Raw genomic sequence first — 16,024 nt, forward strand, 5'->3', positions numbered from 1 at the left:
AGCGCCATGCCGTGGGTGCCAAGTAACATCACGACCAGATGAATTCTCTGGACATCGCCCTGCTGTACCTCCTGGCCGCCGTGATCGGGGTCGTGGTCTGCCGCACGCTGCGATTGCCGCCCATGCTGGGCTATCTGCTGGTGGGCGTGCTGATCGGGCCCAATGCGTTGGCGCTGGCACAGGATTCCGGTGGTGTGCGCTACCTGGCCGAATTCGGCGTGGTGTTCTTGATGTTCGTGATCGGGCTTGAGTTCAGCCTGCCCAAACTGCGCGCCATGCGCCGCCATGTGTTTGGGTTGGGCCTTTCGCAGGTGGTGCTCACGGTGCTGCTGACCACGCTGGCCTCACTCGCCCTCGCGCTCGTGCTGCCGACCTGGTGGGACATCAGCTGGCAGACGGCGCTGGCGCTGGGCGGAGTGATGGCCATGAGCAGCACGGCCATTGTCATCAAGATGGTGGCCGAGCGACTGGAACTGGAGTCCGAGCATGGCAAGCGCGTGCTGGGCATTCTGCTGTTTCAGGATCTGGCCGTGGTGCCCTTGCTGGTGCTGATTCCTGCGCTTGCAGCAGACCCGGACGATCTGCTGATCGCGCTCGGCTGGGCCTCCCTGAAAGCGGTGCTGCTGCTGGGATTGCTGCTCACCGGCGGGCAAAAGCTCATGCGCTGGTGGCTCACGCTGGTGGCGCGGCGCAAGAGCGACGAGCTCTTCATGCTCAACCTGCTGCTGATCACGCTCGGCCTGGCCTGGCTCACCGAGCACGCCGGCCTTTCGCTGGCGCTGGGTGCGTTCGTGGCCGGCATGCTGATTTCGGAGACCGAGTTCAAGCACCAGGTGGAAACCGACATCCGCCCGTTTCACGATGTCCTGCTGGGCCTGTTCTTCATCACCATCGGCATGATGCTGGACTGGCGCCTGGTGCTCGACCGCTGGCCCCTGGTGCTGTTGCTGTTTTCGGTGTCGGTGGGCTTCAAGCTGCTGCTCATCACCGGGCTGACGCGAGCCCTGGGGGCGCCCATGGGTGTGGCGCTGCGCACCGGGCTGTACCTGGCGCAGGCGGGCGAATTCGGCCTGGTGCTGCTCACGCTCGCGGGCAAGAACAACCTGGTGCCACCGCAACTGTTCAACCCCATTCTGGCCAGCATGGTCATATCCATGCTGCTCACGCCGTTCGCGATCATGTACGCCAACGCCATCGTGATCCGGCTGGTGGGCAGCGACTGGCTGATGCAATCGGTGCAGATGACCAGCATTGCGCGCAAGGCGATCAATGCCGACAAGCACGTGATCATTTGCGGCTACGGGCGCTGCGGCCAGAACCTGGCGCGGCTGCTGGAAGCCGAAGGCATTCCCTACATGGCGCTGGACCTCGACCCCGACCGCGTGCGCCAGGCCGCCGCCGCCGGACACTCGGTGGTGTTCGGCGACGCGGCGCGCCTGCAGGCCTTGATGGCCGCCGGCCTTCACCGCGCCAGCGCCCTGGTGGTGACGTACCTCGACACCGCCAGTGCGCTCAAGGTGCTGCGCCACACCCACGAGCAGGCCGCGCACGTCCCGGTGGTGGTGCGCACGGTGGACGATGTGGACCTGGAAAAGCTGCGCGCGGCCGGCGCCACCGAGGTGGTGCCCGAAGCGATCGAGGCCAGTCTCATGCTGGCCAGCCATGCGCTCGCGCTGGTGGGCGTGCCGATGCGGCGCGTGATCCGCGTGGTGCAGGACCAGCGCGACGCGCGCTACAACCTGTTGCGCGGCTATTTCCATGGTGCCGATGACGACGGCGCAGACGAGATCGACCACGAACGCCTCAACACCGTGACCCTGCCCGCTGGTGGACGCAACGTGGGCAAGACACTGGATTCGCTGACGCTGCACGCGATGGGCGTGCGGGTGGTGAGCTTGCGTCGCGCCAGCGGGCGCGCCCAGGCTGTCGAGGGTGATGCTGTTCTTGAGGGTGGCGACACGGTGGTCATCAGCGGCAAGGCCCCCGCACTGGCACTGGCCGAAGAAAAATTGCTCTCGGGCTGAGCCGCGCAGCCATCAAACCCCGTACTGGTCAGGGGACATTCAGAACATTCGGTTCTTTTGAATACTGATCAGTCTGTATGCTCTCGGGTTTTTAACCGCTCAGGAGCCACGCCATGATGGATCGCCGACTGTTTCTGGGGGCCGGCTTTGCCGGCGCTTCCGCGCTGACCTTCTCCTCCGTTTTCTCGCAGACCACCCCGAACTTCGGAGCGCCGGTGCTGCCTGCGCCCGGGTTCCGCCGCATGAAACTCGGCGCCATGGAGATCATTGCCTTGAACGATGGCGCGCTGCGCCGTCCACTGGGCGAGGAGTTCGTGCGCAACGCCCCGCTGGAGCAGGTCAAGGCCATGCTGGCCTCACAGAGCCTGCCCACCGACTATGTGGACATTCCCTTCACGGCCTTCCTGGTGGTCAGCGGCGACAACAAATTCCTGATCGACACCGGTTTCGCCGACAACGGCCCACCCACCACCGGACGCCTGCGCGCCAACCTGGCCGCAGCGGGCTACAAGCCGGAAGACATCAACCATGTCATCCTGAGCCACTACCACGGCGACCACATCAACGGCTTGCGGGCGAAGGACGGCTCGCTGGTGTTTCCGCGCGCCAAGGTGCACGTGCCCGCGCCGGAACACGCTTTCTGGATGGACGACGCGCGCATGAACGCCGCTCCCCCAGCGATGCAGGGCGGCTTCCAGGCGGTGCGCCGTGTGTTCGGCAATCTGCCGGCGGACCAGCTGGTGCGCTTCGAACCGGGCGCCGAACTGGCCCCGGGCATCACTTCGTCGGCTGCATTCGGCCACACGCCGGGAATGAGCGTGTTCACGATCCGCTCGGAAGGACAATCGTTCATGTATGTGGCCGACGTGACGAACGTGCCCTCGTTGTTCGCCCGCAGCCCCGACTGGGCGGTGGCGTTCGACATGGACGCCGAGATGGCACGACAGACGCGCCGACGCGTGTTCGACATGCTGGTGAAGGAAAAAACGGTGGCCGGTGGCTTCCACTTCCCTTTCCCCGCGTTCGGCACGATGGAAGCGGCCGGCAACGGTTACCAGTTCAAACCCATGGCCTGAACAGGGTCGCCATGGTCTCCCACCCCGGCCTTCGCGCCGGGGTTTTTTTTGCGCCTCGGGTGCCCGCCGATAATGGCCGCTGCTTCACGGACACCCCCCATGAACCCCTCCGAATACCTCAAAGCCCACATCCGCACCGTGCCCGACTGGCCCGCGCCTGGCGTGCAGTTCCGCGACATCACGCCCCTGCTGCAGGATCCGACGGTGTTCCGCACGTTGATCGACACCTTTGTGAACCGCTACAAGGACACGGCGCTCAGGCCCACGGTGGTGGCGGGGCTCGATGCGCGGGGTTTCATCATCGGTTCGGTGGTGGCCTACCAGCTGGGCGTGGGCTTCGTGCCCATCCGCAAAAAGGGCAAGCTGCCCTTCACCACGGTGGAAGAAACCTATGAGCTGGAGTACGGCAGCGCCACGGTGGAACTGCACACCGATGCTGTGCAGTCGGGTGACCGCGTGGTGCTGATCGACGACCTGATAGCCACCGGCGGCACCATGATGGCGGGTCGCCGCTTGCTGGAAAAACTCGGAGCCGAAGTCATCGAAGGCGCGGCCATCGTGGACCTGCCTGAACTCGGTGGTTCGGAAAAGCTGCGAGCCTCAGGCTTGAAGCTATTCACCCTGGTGGATTTCGCAGGCCACTGATGGGCCGGCGCGGGCGGCTCAAAGCTTGCCGTGCTGCGTTTCGCTCAAGGCAGCGAAGTCGCTGTGCGACTCAGGCACCGGCAACTGCGCCTCGGTCGCCGTGCGATAGGGTGGTGTGGCCACGCTTTGCAGCGCGCGGCGAAAGGCCGCCACCTCGTCATCGCCCACCACCTGCGCGGGCTCGCGTGAGGGCGGCGTGATCTCCGGCCGCGGGATCGCAGTGGGACTGGGAATCGGCATCGGCCGCGAGGGCGGGGGCACCGCGCCCGGCGTCATCAACACCGTCTCGCGTCGCGTCTGTGCAGACACCGCAGACTTGAGCGCCAGGCCGACCTGGTCGTGCACCGCCTTGCGCCGCCAGTAAACCGAGCGGACATCCATCTCGTGCCGCGTCTTGCCACTCTGCTGGATCCAGCGCTCGATTTCGAGCAGGTACTCGTCGGGCATGGCCTGCGCCGGAAGCGCCAGATCGATCAGCACCAGGAACGTGTCGCCGGTGGCGTCGAGCGTGAGCACCTTGAATTCGTAGCTGGTGGACAGCACACCGGCGCGAATGAGCGACTCGCGCACCACCGAGAACAGCTGCTCGCGGCGCAGGATGCGACGGCCCCGGCGCGGCGAAATCAGGGGCAAGGTGGTCTGGCTGAATTTGTTGCGGGCGCGGGTAAAGCTCCCCTTGCCGGACAGTTCGGTTTTACGGGCTTGCCACCAACTCATCAAGGACATGAACAGCGTTTGCGCAGCGGACACGCGCATAAAAGGTTGATAGGAAGGCATGAAAAAGTCTTGGTCGGAATGGGGCGGACACCGCGACTCAGGTCACCGCGACCCGCTTCGGCCGGTTGTACATGCGCCGCGCCAGCACGGCCGACATGGCCACCGACAGCTCGAGGGCGATTTCGGGATGGCGCGCCGAGAGTTCGCGAAAGCGCAGCGGCGTGAGGCACCACAGGCGACAGTCGCTGCCGGCATGCACTGTGGCGCTGCGCGGCAGGTGGCTGTAGAACGCGCCCTCGCCCAGCAGCGAACCCGCACCCACCACGGCGATGCGCACGCGCTCGCGCGAATCCTCGTAGTGCACCGTGAGTGAGCCGCTCTCCACAAAGTAGACGGTGCGGTCCTTCACGCCCTGCTCGATCAACACCTGCCCCTGCTGCAGCGCCACCGGCTGCAGGTAGTTGGCGAGCATCGGCCACTGGCTGTCGTTGAGATTCAGGGGCACGGCATCCAGCGCGCTGCTGAGGCGCATGGAATTGGCCAGGCCTTGAATGTCAAAGCGCACGGAGGCGGGAAGCTGGGCGTTCATGCGGTCACGTTAACCGCGCAGCGGGCCTGCACGCAAGCGCCCTCTTACCCCTGCTTACAGTTGCACTCCGGGCGGTGCGTGAGCCACCGTGAACGGTGTCCCGCGCTCACTTGCCGATGCAAAAACGCGAAAAGATTTCGCCCAGCAGGTCGTCGGCGGTGAACTCGCCCGTGATTTCACCGAGCGCCTGCTGCGCCAGGCGCAACTCTTCGGCCAGCAGATCAAGGTGCTCACCACGAGCGGCAAGCAGCCCGTGCGCCGCCTGCAGGTGTTCGTGTACCCGCCGCAATGCCTGCAGGTGGCGCTCGCGCGCCATGAAGAGGCCGTCGCCCGGCTGCTCCCAGCCCGCAATCTCCAGCAGGCGGCGGCGCAGGGCTTCCAGGCCCGCGCCATGTTTCGCCGAAATGCCCAGCGCGTCTTCGGGCTGGTCCCGCAACACGGCGGCCAGCGTGGCCTCGTCGCACTGGTCCTGCTTGTTCCACACCTGCAGCACCGGCACGCCGGTGGGCAGCTGCCCGGCAATGGTGTCGTCGGCTGCGCGGTAAACCACGTCTGCGTGGCGGCTCAGGTCGTGCACGAACAGCACCGCATCGGCGCGCTGGATGCGCTCCCAGGCACGCTCGATGCCGATCTTTTCCACCTCGTCCACGTCGGCGCTGTCGCGCAGGCCGGCGGTGTCGATGACGTGCAGCGGAACGCCTTCGATCTGGATGGTCTGCTGCACCACGTCGCGCGTGGTGCCAGCCACCGGGGTCACGATGGCCAGTTCAGCACCAGCCAGCGCATTCAGCAGCGAGCTTTTGCCCGCGTTGGGCTGACCCGCGATCACCACCTGCAAACCATCGCGCAACAACGCGCCCTGGCGCGCCTGTGCCTGCACACCCGCCAGAGACTGCTGCAGGCGTTCCAGCTGCCCGCTGGCATCGGCCTTCTGCAGAAAATCAATCTCTTCCTCGGGAAAATCCAGCGTGGCCTCGACCAGCATGCGCAGGTTCACCAGCGCGTCGCGCAGCGCATGCACACGGCTGGAGAACACGCCCGCCAGCGATCGCGAAGCGCTGCGTGCCGCCGCCTCGGTGCTCGCATCGATCAGATCGGCCACGGCTTCAGCCTGCGCCAGATCGAGCTTGTCGTTCAGGAACGCGCGCTCAGTGAACTCACCCGCGCGCGCCACACGCAAATCGGGCAACACCTCACGACCCACCTCCAGACAACGCGCCAGCAACAACTGCAACACCACCGGACCACCGTGCCCCTGCAGCTCCAGCACGTCTTCACCGGTGTAGGAATGCGGCCCGGGAAACCACAAGGCCAGACCCTGGTCGATGGCCTGGCCCGATGCATCCAGAAACGGCAGGTAGGTCGCTTCACGCGGCCGCAAGGTGCGCCCCACCAAGGCCTGCACGAACGGCCCCAGCCCCCGCCCCGACACCCGCACGATCCCCACCCCACCCCGACCGGGCGCCGTGGCAATGGCAACGATGGCATCACGCGAAGCGGCAAGCATAGAAGGCGAGCATAAAAGACGAAGGGCCTGCAATGCAGGCCCGGATCGGAGAACGACGACTCCACCAGAGATGGCAAGGGTCCGGCTCCGCCGGCCCAAGCCATCGTCCCCCCCTTCAGGGGGGAAGCCGCGTCAGCGGCGCAGGGGGGTCCTCAAGTGAACTTCGGCATGCTGAATTTCAGCGGCACACCCATGCTCTTGTTGATCACCGCCTGCTGCGCAATCGTCAGCACGTTGTTGGTGATCCAGTACAGCACCAGGCCGGACGGGAAGAAGAAGAACATGACCGAGAACATCAGCGGCATCAGCCACATCAGCTTGGCCTGCAGCGGATCGGGCGGCAGCGGGTTGAGCGCGGTCTGGATCATGGTCGTCACGGCCATCACCAGCGGCAGGATGTAGTACGGATCGGGCGAGGACAGGTCGGTGATCCAGAGCTGCCAAGGGGCGTTGCGCATCTCCACGCTGGAGAGCAGCACCCAGTAGAGCGCAATGAACACCGGAATCTGGACCAGGATCGGGAAGCAGCCACCCAGCGGATTGACCTTTTCCTCGCGGTACATCTTCATCATCTCCTGCTGCATGGCCTGCGGGTTGCCTTTTAGGCGCTCGCGCATTTCCATGATGCGGGGGTTGATCTTCTTCATCTTGGCCATGCTGCGGTAGGCGCTGGCGTTGAGCCAGTAGAACGCCGCCTTGATCAGCACCACCAGCAACACGATGGCCCAGCCCCAGTTCGCCACGTAGCCGTGGATTTTTTCCAGCAACCAGTAGAGCGGCTTGGCCAGAATGGTCAGCCAGCCGTAGTCCTTGACCAGTTCGAGGCCAGGAGCAATGGTCTCCAGCACCTTCTCTTCCTGGGGGCCGACGAACAGCCGCGATTCCACAGCCTGGCTCTGGCCCGGAGCGATGGAGGGCAGGCTGCTGATGCTGCCCACGGCGTACAGGTTCTTGTCGACCTGGCGCACGAAGTTTTCACGGGCCAGGCCATCGGCCAGCACCCAGGCTGAAGCGAAGTAGTGCTGCACCATGGCGACGTAGCCATCGCTGGTGTTCTTGATGAACTCGGCCTTGTTTTTCTCGATGTCGGCGAACTCGACCTTCTGGTACTTTTTCTCGGTGGTGTAAACCGCCGGACCGGTGAAGGTGGAATAGAAAGGTGTCTCGCTGCTGAGCTTGCTGCCGTCGCGCACGAGCTGCAGATACAGCTGCGGGCTCACGGGCTGGCCACCGACGTTCTGCACCTCGTGCTTCACAGCGATGTCGTAGCGACCGCGCTGCAAGGTGTAGGTTTTGACCAGCTTCACACCGCCCACCTCGGCCGATTCAAAACGCACCTGCAGTTCGTTGCGGCCGTCGGCCAGCGTGGAATCGCCAGGCAGCAGCGTCATGGGCGTCTTGTGCGTGGGGAAGCTGCCGCCGATCAGGCCGGTCTGGGCCACGTAGATGCGGTCTGCGCCCTGCGTGAGCAGCGTGAAAGGCTGTTCGGTCTGGTCCTTGCTCTGACGCGTGGCCTCGGCGTGTTTGAGCAGTTGCGCGCCGATCAGCGACCCGCCTTCGCTGTTGAACACGAGCTTGAGCACGTCGGTGCTGACTTCATGGCGCTGCGCCACCGCACCGGGCGCCCCGCCCGGGGCCGCATCAGCGGTGACCGCCGATGCGGGACTGGTCGCCTGCGTCGCGGAGGGCAGGCTGGCGTCGACCGCAGGGGCTGTGCCGGTGGCTGAGGCCGGCGCGCTCACCGGCGCAGATCCCGGAAAGAAGGTGGGCTTGTGGCCATTGTGGATCTGCCACTTGTCCCAGATCAGCACCATGGAAAGACCAAAAACCACCCACAGGATGGACCGACGGATGTCATTCATGACGGGTTCTTCTTTTCGCAGGAAGGAGAGATCAGGCTGGTGAACAGGGTGCCCATCGATTCAGGCACTGGGTCGTGGCCGCCCTCGCACCAGGGATGGCAACGCACCAGGCGCTTGACCGTGAGGACGCTACCGCCCAGAGCACCATGGCGCTCGAGCGCATGGATTGCATAGACAGAGCAAGAAGGTTCGAACCTGCAACCACTGCCCAGCCAGGGACTCAGCAGCAGCCGGTAACCCTTGACCAGACCCAGCAGGCCCAGGCGCGGCCAGTCAGACACCATGGCGCGCCTCCGCCGGCACCAGCACGCGTGCCAGCAATTGCTCCAGCTCGGCACGCACAGCCCGCTTCAAGGGCTCGGACGTGGCGCTCACGAACTGCTGCCGGCTGAACTCGCTGCGCAGGCGCACGACCAGCGCCGCATGGGGCAGCGTGTCGGTGCGCTGCCGGGCGGCTTCGTAGATCTGGCGGCGGATGGCATTGCGGGTGACGGCGCGGCGCGCCCAGCGCTTGGGCAGCAACACACCCAGCCAGGCATCGGCCACGGGAAACAGCGCCCGGCCTTCGTGCGCACTGGAAAGTGCAGCACGGTGCAAGGCGAAGTGAGGGGTCTTGGCCACGGGGGCTCCCGCCATGACGGCCTGGAACTGTTGCCGGGATCGCAGCCGCTGGATCACCGCTGTACCACCTGAACCGCAAAGACATGCGGCCGGGCGAGACGGCGCCGGCACAGCATGCGCGGTCTCAGACAGCCAGGCGCTTGCGGCCTTTGGCGCGGCGGGCGTTGATCACGGCACGGCCGCCACGCGTTTTCATGCGGACGAGGAAGCCGTGGGTGCGTGCGCGGCGAATCTTGGAAGGCTGGTAGGTGCGTTTCATGGTGGTCAGTACAAATCGGGGAAACCCGCAATTATCGCAAAGAAAACCAAAGTACGGCAAGCACTTGGCTGCACGTGCCCGCGCAGCACCTCAACTTCGGGCTTCGCGACCGGCGGTTCAAGAAAATCCACCCGCCATCTTGTGGATAAGTGCCAGCCCCCCCTACAATGCCCAGCCGTCCTCGGGTCAATTGTCCACAACCATAATTCTCCAGACTCACCCAGCATGATCGAGGGCACCCAACGCGACGCGTCCCTGGCCGATACCCGGTCGCTCTGGTCCACCTGCATGGACCTGCTGTCCCAGGACATCCCCGAACAACAGTTCAACACCTGGATCCGACCACTGTCGGCCACCGTGGTGCCGGACGGTTCGCGCGTGGTCGTGTCGGTGGCCAACCGCTTCAAGCTGGACTGGATCCGCGCCCAGTACGCGAGCCGCATTTCGGCTTTGCTGGAATCCGTGCAAGGAGCGCCTGTTGTACTGGAGTTAGTGCTTGCTCCTCGTGAAGGCCCGAGTCGAACAGCACCCGCGCCACGAACCGTTCAGGATCAGGTGCTGTCTGAACTGCCCGACCTGGCGCCGGCCGAGCTGGTCGCTCCCAGTGGACCCAAGACCCGCCTGAATCCCGCGCTCGCGTTTTCCACCCTGGTGGAGGGCTCCGCCAACCGCATGGCGCGCGCTGCCGCCATGCATGTGGCGGGCAGCCTGGGGCAGCTCTACAACCCGCTGTTCATTTATGGTGGCGTCGGCCTGGGCAAGACCCACCTGGTGCACGCCATCGGCAACCACCTGCTGGCCGACCGTCCACAGGCCAAAGTTCTCTACATCCACGCCGAGCAGTTCGTCTCCGATGTGGTCAAGGCCTACCAGCGCAAGACCTTCGACGAGTTCAAGGAGCGCTACCACTCGCTCGACCTGCTGCTGATCGACGATGTGCAGTTCTTCGCCAACAAGGAACGCACGCAGGAGGAATTCTTCAATGCCTTCGAGGCGCTGCTGGCCAAGAAGAGCCACATCGTGCTGACCAGCGACACCTACCCCAAGGGCCTTGCCGACATCCACGAACGTCTGGTTTCGCGCTTCGATTCCGGACTCACGGTGGCCATTGAGCCGCCGGAGCTGGAGATGCGGGTGGCGATTCTGATCAACAAGGCGGCGGTGGAAAACGCGGTGATGCCCGAGGAAGTGGCGTTCTTCGTGGCCAAGAACGTGCGCTCCAACGTGCGCGAACTCGAAGGCGCGCTGCGCAAGATCCTGGCCTACTCGCGCTTCAACCAGAAGGACATTTCGATCGCGCTCGCGCGTGAGGCGCTGAAAGACCTGCTGTCGATCCAGAACCGGCAGATCAGCGTGGAAAACATCCAGAAGACCGTCGCCGATTTCTACAAGATCAAGGTGGCCGACATGTACAGCAAGAAGCGCCCGGCCAGCATTGCCCGGCCGCGCCAGATTGCCATGTTCATCGCCAAGGAGCTGACCCAGAAAAGCCTGCCCGAGATCGGCGAGCTTTTCGGTGGGCGCGACCACACCACGGTGCTGCATGCGGTGCGCAAGATCGGCGCCGAGCGGCTGCAGAACACCGAACTCAACCAGCAGCTTCATGTGCTGGAACAGACGCTCAAGGGGTGAGCCTCCAAAAAGGCGAAAATAGCGGGGATTTGGCTCCGACAATGACAGGGCCCAGGGGGGAGACAACCTCGGGTCCACAAGCAACCAGAGACGAAAGAGTCTGAAATGATCGTTTTGAAATCGACCCAGGACAAGGTTTTGGCCGCGCTGCAATCGGTGGCCGGCATTGTGGAGCGGCGCCACACCCTGCCGATCCTGGCCAACGTGCTGCTGCGCAAGACCGGCTCGCAGGTGCAACTGACCACCAGCGATCTGGAGATCCAGATCCGCACCACGGCCGCGCTCGATGGCGACGACGGCAATTTCGCCACCACGCTGGGTGCTCGCAAGCTGATCGACATCCTGCGCACCATGCCGGGCGACCAGACCGTGAGCCTCGAATCCAGCGCGGGCAAACTGATTCTGAAGGGTGGCAAAAGCCGTTTCACGCTGCAGAGCATGCCGCCGGAAGACTTTCCGCTGGTGCAGGAATCGGCCAGTTTCGGCCCGGTGTTCTCGGTGCCGCAGAAAACGCTCAAGAGCCTGCTGGGTCAGGTGTCTTTCTCCATGGCGGTGCACGACATCCGCTATTACCTGAACGGCATTCTGTTCGTGGCCGAAGGCAAGCAATTGAGCCTGGTGGCCACCGATGGCCACCGCCTGGCTTTCGCCTCCAGCACGCTGGATGTGGAAGTGCCCAAACAAGAGGTCATCCTGCCGCGCAAGACGGTGCTGGAGCTGCAGCGCCTGCTGTCCGACAAAGAGGGGGCGATCGAGATGCAGTTCGCCGCCAACCAGGCCAAGTTCAGCTTTGACGGCATGGAGTTCGTCACCAAGCTGGTCGAAGGCAAGTTCCCCGATTACAACCGCGTGATCCCCAAGAACCACAAGAACATCGTCACCCTGGGCCGCGTGCCACTGCTGGCCTCGCTGCAGCGCACCGCCATCATGACGAGCGAGAAGTTCAAGGGCGTGCGCCTGAATGTGGAGCCGGGCTCACTGCGGGTGGCTTCCAGCAACGCAGAGCAGGAAGAGGCGGTGGACGAGCTCGACATCGACTACAGCGGCGACACCATCGAGATCGGCTTCAACGTCACCTACCTGATCGACGCGCTGCAGAACATGTCGCAAGAGATGGTGCGCGTTGAACTCTCCGACGGCAACAGCTCCGCGCTGGTGACCAACCCCGACGACAACGCTTTCAAATACGTCGTCATGCCGATGCGCATCTGACGCCAGAACCCTGGTTGCCCCCGCATTCCAAACCCGCGCACACCGCGGGTTTGGCGCTTACTGAGATCGAGAAACTTCACCATGTCCGAAGCCAACAAGCCCGCCGATTCCGTCAACACCGGTTCGGCCAGCGCCGCCAGCTCCAATTTCCAGCCTGTCATTGACGCCCACCAGGCGGGTGCCAGCGAAGGCTATGGCGAGGGCTCGATCCAGATCCTGGAAGGCCTGGAGGCCGTGCGCAAGCGCCCGGGCATGTACATCGGCGACACCTCCGACGGCACCGGCCTGCACCACCTGGTGTTCGAGGTGGTCGACAACTCCATCGACGAGGCACTGGCCGGCCACTGCGACGACATCGTGGTGACCATCCACACCGACAACTCCATCAGCGTGGTGGACAACGGCCGCGGCATTCCCACCGGCGTGAAGATGGACGACAAGCACGAGCCCAAGCGCTCGGCGTCCGAGATCGCGCTGACCGAACTGCACGCCGGCGGCAAGTTCAACCAGAACAGCTACAAGGTTTCGGGCGGCCTGCACGGCGTGGGCGTGAGCTGCGTGAACGCGCTCTCTCAATGGCTGCGCCTCACGGTGCGCCGTGAAGGCCATGTGCATCAGCTCGAATTCGCGCGCGGCTTCGTGCAGAACCGCATCATCGAAGCCACCCCCACCGGCGTCGAAATCTCGCCCATGCGCATCACCGGCGCGACCGAAAAACGCGGCACCGAAGTGCACTTCCTGCCCGATTACGAAATCTTCCGCGAGAACGCCGACTTCCACTACGAGATTCTGTCCAAGCGCCTGCGCGAGCTGAGTTTCCTGAACAACGGCGTGCGCATCCGCCTGAAGGACGAACGCAGCGGCAAGGAAGACGACTTCTCCGGAGCCGGCGGCGTCAAGGGTTTCGTGGACTTCATCAACAAGGGCAAGACGGTTCTGCACCCCAACGTGTTCCACGCGCTCGGCGACCGCCAGAGCGACCAGGGCACCAACATCGGCGTGGAAGTGGCGATGCAGTGGAACAGCGGCTACAACGAGCAAGTGCTGTGCTTCACCAACAACATCCCGCAGCGCGATGGCGGCACCCACCTCACCGGCCTGCGCGCGGCCATGACGCGCGTCATCAACAAATACATCGAAGAGACCGAGCTCGCCAAGAAGGCCAAGGTGGAAGTGACGGGTGACGACATGCGCGAAGGCCTGTGCTGCGTGCTGAGCGTGAAGGTGCCCGAGCCCAAATTCAGCAGCCAGACCAAGGACAAGCTGGTTTCCAGCGAAGTGCGCGGCCCGGTGGAAGACATCGTGAGCCGCCTGCTCACCGACTACCTGCAGGAGCGTCCGAACGACGCCAAGATCATCTGCGGCAAGATCGTGGAAGCCGCGCGTGCCCGCGAGGCCGCGCGCAAGGCGCGCGAGATGACGCGCCGCAAGGGCGTGCTCGACGGCATGGGCCTGCCGGGCAAGCTGGCCGACTGCCAGGAGAAAGACCCCGCGCTGTGCGAGATCTACATCGTGGAGGGCGACTCCGCCGGTGGCTCCGCCAAGCAGGGCCGCGACCGCAAGTTCCAGGCGATCCTGCCGCTGCGCGGCAAGATTCTGAACGTGGAGAAAGCGCGCTACGAGAAGCTGCTCACCTCCAATGAAATCCTCACACTCATCACCGCCCTGGGCACCGGCATCGGCAAGGCCACCGGCGTGGGCGGCACGGCTGGCGTGGACGACTTCAATGTGGCGAAGCTGCGCTACCACCGCATCATCATCATGACCGACGCCGACGTGGACGGCGCGCACATCCGCACCCTGCTGCTGACGTTTTTCTACCGGCAGATGCCCGAGCTGGTGGAGCGCGGCCACATCTACATTGCACAGCCCCCGCTGTACAAGGTGAAGGCCGGCAAGGAAGAGCTGTACCTGAAGGACGCGTCGGCGCTTGATGGTTTCCTGCTGCGCATTGCGCTCAAGGATGCGTCGGTGTTCACCGGCGGCGTCACGCAGACCACCCTGAGTGGCGACACCCTGGGCGAGCTGGCGCGCAAGCACCAGATCGCCGAGAACGTGATCGCACGCCTTTCCAGCTTCATGGACGCCGAGGCCCTGCGCGCGATTGCCGATGGCGTCTCGCTCAACCTCGACAGCGTGGAGCAGGCCGAGGCCAGCGCCATCGCACTGCAGGCCAAGCTGCGCGAACTCAGCACCACCGGCGTGCCCGCCGAAGTGGCCGCCGAGTTCGACGTGCGCACCGACAAGCCCATCCTGCGCATCAGCCGCCGGCACCACGGCAACATCAAGAGCAGCGTGCTCACGCAGGACTTCGTCCACGGTGCCGACTACGCGGCTCTCGCCACCGCTGCAGAAACCTTCCGCGGCCTGTTGGGCGACGGCGCCAAGGTCATGCGTGGCGAAGGCGAAAAGCAGCGCGAAGAAAAAGTGGCCGACTTCCGCGTGGCCATGCGCTGGCTTATCACCGAAGCCGAGCGCACCACCAGCCGCCAGCGCTACAAAGGCCTGGGCGAGATGAACCCCGCGCAACTCTGGGAAACCACCATGGACCCGACCGTGCGCCGCCTGCTGCGCGTGCAGATCGACGACGCCATCGAGGCCGACCGCGTGTTCACCATGCTGATGGGCGACGAAGTGGAACCCCGCCGGGATTTCATCGAGGCGAATGCGTTGCGGGCGGGGAATATCGACGTTTGAGGCCGCTGTAGGCAGCCCCACAAGGCAATAAACCGAGCCCCATAAGTTGAGAAACCTATGGGGCTCTTGCTTTGGTAAGCCCCGTTCTATCGAGTACGTTCTACTGGTTAATATCCAGAGGATTCTCGTAGGGTGTCATCCGCGCCCTGGGTAAAAAGACAGTTAAGGGACGCAAGCATGCTCACAGGCGAAATTCGCTCGCAAGTAGATTCGATTTGGAATGCGTTCTGGTCAGGAGGCATCGCCAACCCTTTAGAGGTGATGGAGCAAATCACCTACCTCCTCTTCATCCGCCGACTGGATGACGCGCACACCCTGGAAGAGAGCAAGTCCCTCCTGCTAAAAATTCCTATGACCAGCCGAGTTTTCCCGGCGGGCATGAATGAAAAGGGCCGCCCCTACGACGACCTGCGCTGGTCCCGTTTCAAAAACTTCGCTCCCTCCGAAATGCACACAGTGGTGGGCGAGCATGTGTTCCCCTTCCTGCGGACAATGGGGGGCGATGGGTCCACCTACGCCCACCACATGAGGGATGCGCGCTTCACCATCCCCACACCCTCACTGCTGGCGAAGGTGGTAGACATGCTGGACAAGGTGCCTATGGAGGACCGGGACACCAAGGGAGACCTCTACGAGTACATCCTGGGCAAAATTGCCAGTGCCGGCCAAAACGGCCAATTCCGCACGCCGCGCCACCTCATCCAGCTAATTGTTGATTTCCACGCAGAAGTGACCCACTAACCCCCGGGATTTCCATCCAAACCTGACCCACGTACTAACCCTAACCTGCTGCTTTGCTGAGCAGCAGGAGACCAGGAGTGATAGACGTGGCAACACTGAGTGTCATCAGGCGCTGGGCCCTGCGAGAGCAGCTGTCCATCCGGGAGATAGCCCGCCGCACGGGCCTCTCGCGCAACACCATCCGCAAGTACCTGCGCGTAGGCGAGGCCGAGCCGCACTATGCCAAGCGGGTCAGTCCATCCAAGCTCGATCCCTTCGCCTTGAAGCTCGCCGGCTGGCTCAAGACGGAAGCTGGCCGATCCCGCAAGCAGCGGCGCACCGTCAAGCAGATGTACGCCGATCTGCGGGGTCTGGGCTATACCGGCTCCTACAACCGCGTAGCGGCCTTTGCCCGCCTCTGGCACGAGCAGCGCCTTGTGGCCCAGCAGACCACCGGCCGCGG

At 64.1% G+C, this 16,024-nt stretch carries 14 protein-coding genes and 1 pseudogene; 8 read left to right on the plus strand and 7 right to left on the minus strand.

The annotated features are described in order from the left end of the window. Nucleotides 1-38: 38 nt before the first annotated feature. From CAP37_RS19560 to CAP37_RS19570, 3 genes are all read left to right on the plus strand, one after another. Complete coding sequence (locus tag CAP37_RS19560; RefSeq protein ID WP_086126160.1) at nucleotides 39-2,024, plus strand: monovalent cation:proton antiporter family protein; 1,986 nt, start codon at nucleotides 39-41, stop codon at nucleotides 2,022-2,024. Nucleotides 2,025-2,137: 113 nt separating this feature from the next. Next, the gene (locus tag CAP37_RS19565) at nucleotides 2,138-3,100 is read left to right on the plus strand and encodes an MBL fold metallo-hydrolase (RefSeq protein ID WP_086126164.1); all 963 of its coding nucleotides are present in this window, start codon (nucleotides 2,138-2,140) and stop codon (nucleotides 3,098-3,100) included. A 99-nt stretch (nucleotides 3,101-3,199) separates the two neighbouring features. Then, a complete protein-coding gene (locus CAP37_RS19570; protein WP_179190294.1) occupies nucleotides 3,200-3,745 on the plus strand; it encodes an adenine phosphoribosyltransferase in 546 nt (181 codons plus the stop codon). Nucleotides 3,746-3,763: 18 nt separating this feature from the next. On the opposite strand, the gene CAP37_RS19575 is transcribed toward CAP37_RS19570, so the two are convergent. From CAP37_RS19575 to rpmH, 7 genes are all read right to left on the minus strand, one after another. Next, nucleotides 3,764-4,522, minus strand: a complete 759-nt coding sequence (locus CAP37_RS19575) for a hypothetical protein (protein ID WP_179190295.1) — start codon at nucleotides 4,520-4,522, stop codon at nucleotides 3,764-3,766. Between the two features lie 37 nt (nucleotides 4,523-4,559). Then, nucleotides 4,560-5,051 (minus strand): Crp/Fnr family transcriptional regulator, encoded by a 492-nt coding sequence (locus CAP37_RS19580; protein WP_086126173.1) that lies wholly within the window; start codon nucleotides 5,049-5,051, stop codon nucleotides 4,560-4,562. 106 nt (nucleotides 5,052-5,157) lie between these two features. Continuing rightward, entirely contained in the window at nucleotides 5,158-6,558 is a 1,401-nt protein-coding gene (gene mnmE, locus CAP37_RS19585) for a tRNA uridine-5-carboxymethylaminomethyl(34) synthesis GTPase MnmE (RefSeq protein ID WP_086126176.1), read from the minus strand. Between the two features lie 152 nt (nucleotides 6,559-6,710). After that, complete coding sequence (gene yidC / locus CAP37_RS19590; protein ID WP_086126179.1) at nucleotides 6,711-8,420, minus strand: membrane protein insertase YidC; 1,710 nt, start codon at nucleotides 8,418-8,420, stop codon at nucleotides 6,711-6,713. Next, nucleotides 8,417-8,704, minus strand: coding sequence for a membrane protein insertion efficiency factor YidD (yidD, locus tag CAP37_RS19595; protein WP_086126183.1), 288 nt, complete (start codon nucleotides 8,702-8,704; stop codon nucleotides 8,417-8,419). Before yidD ends, yidC begins: the two co-directional genes overlap by 4 nt. Then, on the minus strand, nucleotides 8,694-9,095 hold the full coding sequence (locus CAP37_RS19600) for a ribonuclease P protein component (RefSeq protein WP_086127137.1): 402 nt from the start codon (nucleotides 9,093-9,095) through the stop codon (nucleotides 8,694-8,696). Before CAP37_RS19600 ends, yidD begins: the two co-directional genes overlap by 11 nt. 70 nt (nucleotides 9,096-9,165) lie before the next feature. Beyond that, complete coding sequence (gene rpmH / locus CAP37_RS19605; protein WP_006299042.1) at nucleotides 9,166-9,300, minus strand: 50S ribosomal protein L34; 135 nt, start codon at nucleotides 9,298-9,300, stop codon at nucleotides 9,166-9,168. 225 nt (nucleotides 9,301-9,525) lie between these two features. Here rpmH and dnaA point away from each other — a divergent pair, with 225 nt between their 5' ends. The 5 genes and pseudogenes from dnaA to CAP37_RS19630 all read left to right on the plus strand — a co-directional run. Beyond that, entirely contained in the window at nucleotides 9,526-10,932 is a 1,407-nt protein-coding gene (gene dnaA, locus CAP37_RS19610) for a chromosomal replication initiator protein DnaA (RefSeq protein WP_086126187.1), read from the plus strand. Between the two features lie 105 nt (nucleotides 10,933-11,037). After that, nucleotides 11,038-12,144, plus strand: coding sequence for a DNA polymerase III subunit beta (gene dnaN / locus CAP37_RS19615; RefSeq protein ID WP_086126190.1), 1,107 nt, complete (start codon nucleotides 11,038-11,040; stop codon nucleotides 12,142-12,144). Between the two features lie 81 nt (nucleotides 12,145-12,225). Further along, complete coding sequence (gene gyrB, locus CAP37_RS19620; RefSeq protein ID WP_179190296.1) at nucleotides 12,226-14,841, plus strand: DNA topoisomerase (ATP-hydrolyzing) subunit B; 2,616 nt, start codon at nucleotides 12,226-12,228, stop codon at nucleotides 14,839-14,841. Between the two features lie 177 nt (nucleotides 14,842-15,018). After that, nucleotides 15,019-15,582 (plus strand): type I restriction-modification system subunit M, encoded by a 564-nt coding sequence (locus tag CAP37_RS19625; protein ID WP_256927064.1) that lies wholly within the window; start codon nucleotides 15,019-15,021, stop codon nucleotides 15,580-15,582. Between the two features lie 77 nt (nucleotides 15,583-15,659). Then, nucleotides 15,660-16,024 (plus strand): annotated as a pseudogene (locus CAP37_RS19630) (IS21 family transposase); the annotation flags it as partial.

Source organism: Hydrogenophaga sp. IBVHS1 (genome assembly GCF_002127265.1).
Classification (GTDB): Bacteria; Pseudomonadota; Gammaproteobacteria; order Burkholderiales; family Burkholderiaceae_C; genus Hydrogenophaga.

What these genes read in the sequence shown, in the direction of transcription:
- yidC (WP_086126179.1), bottom strand. Translation starts at nt 8,420, where the DNA reads ATGAATGACATCCGTCGGTCCATCCTGTGGGTGGTTTTTGGTCTTTCC.
- rpmH (WP_006299042.1), bottom strand. Translation starts at nt 9,300, where the DNA reads ATGAAACGCACCTACCAGCCTTCCAAGATTCGCCGCGCACGCACCCAC.
- CAP37_RS19565 (WP_086126164.1), top strand. Translation starts at nt 2,138, where the DNA reads ATGATGGATCGCCGACTGTTTCTGGGGGCCGGCTTTGCCGGCGCTTCC.
- gyrB (WP_179190296.1), top strand. Translation starts at nt 12,226, where the DNA reads ATGTCCGAAGCCAACAAGCCCGCCGATTCCGTCAACACCGGTTCGGCC.
- CAP37_RS19580 (WP_086126173.1), bottom strand. Translation starts at nt 5,051, where the DNA reads ATGAACGCCCAGCTTCCCGCCTCCGTGCGCTTTGACATTCAAGGCCTG.
- dnaA (WP_086126187.1), top strand. Translation starts at nt 9,526, where the DNA reads ATGATCGAGGGCACCCAACGCGACGCGTCCCTGGCCGATACCCGGTCG.
- CAP37_RS19560 (WP_086126160.1), top strand. Translation starts at nt 39, where the DNA reads ATGAATTCTCTGGACATCGCCCTGCTGTACCTCCTGGCCGCCGTGATC.
- mnmE (WP_086126176.1), bottom strand. Translation starts at nt 6,558, where the DNA reads ATGCTTGCCGCTTCGCGTGATGCCATCGTTGCCATTGCCACGGCGCCC.
- yidD (WP_086126183.1), bottom strand. Translation starts at nt 8,704, where the DNA reads ATGGTGTCTGACTGGCCGCGCCTGGGCCTGCTGGGTCTGGTCAAGGGT.
- CAP37_RS19570 (WP_179190294.1), top strand. Translation starts at nt 3,200, where the DNA reads ATGAACCCCTCCGAATACCTCAAAGCCCACATCCGCACCGTGCCCGAC.
- dnaN (WP_086126190.1), top strand. Translation starts at nt 11,038, where the DNA reads ATGATCGTTTTGAAATCGACCCAGGACAAGGTTTTGGCCGCGCTGCAA.
- CAP37_RS19575 (WP_179190295.1), bottom strand. Translation starts at nt 4,522, where the DNA reads ATGCCTTCCTATCAACCTTTTATGCGCGTGTCCGCTGCGCAAACGCTG.
- CAP37_RS19625 (WP_256927064.1), top strand. Translation starts at nt 15,019, where the DNA reads ATGCTCACAGGCGAAATTCGCTCGCAAGTAGATTCGATTTGGAATGCG.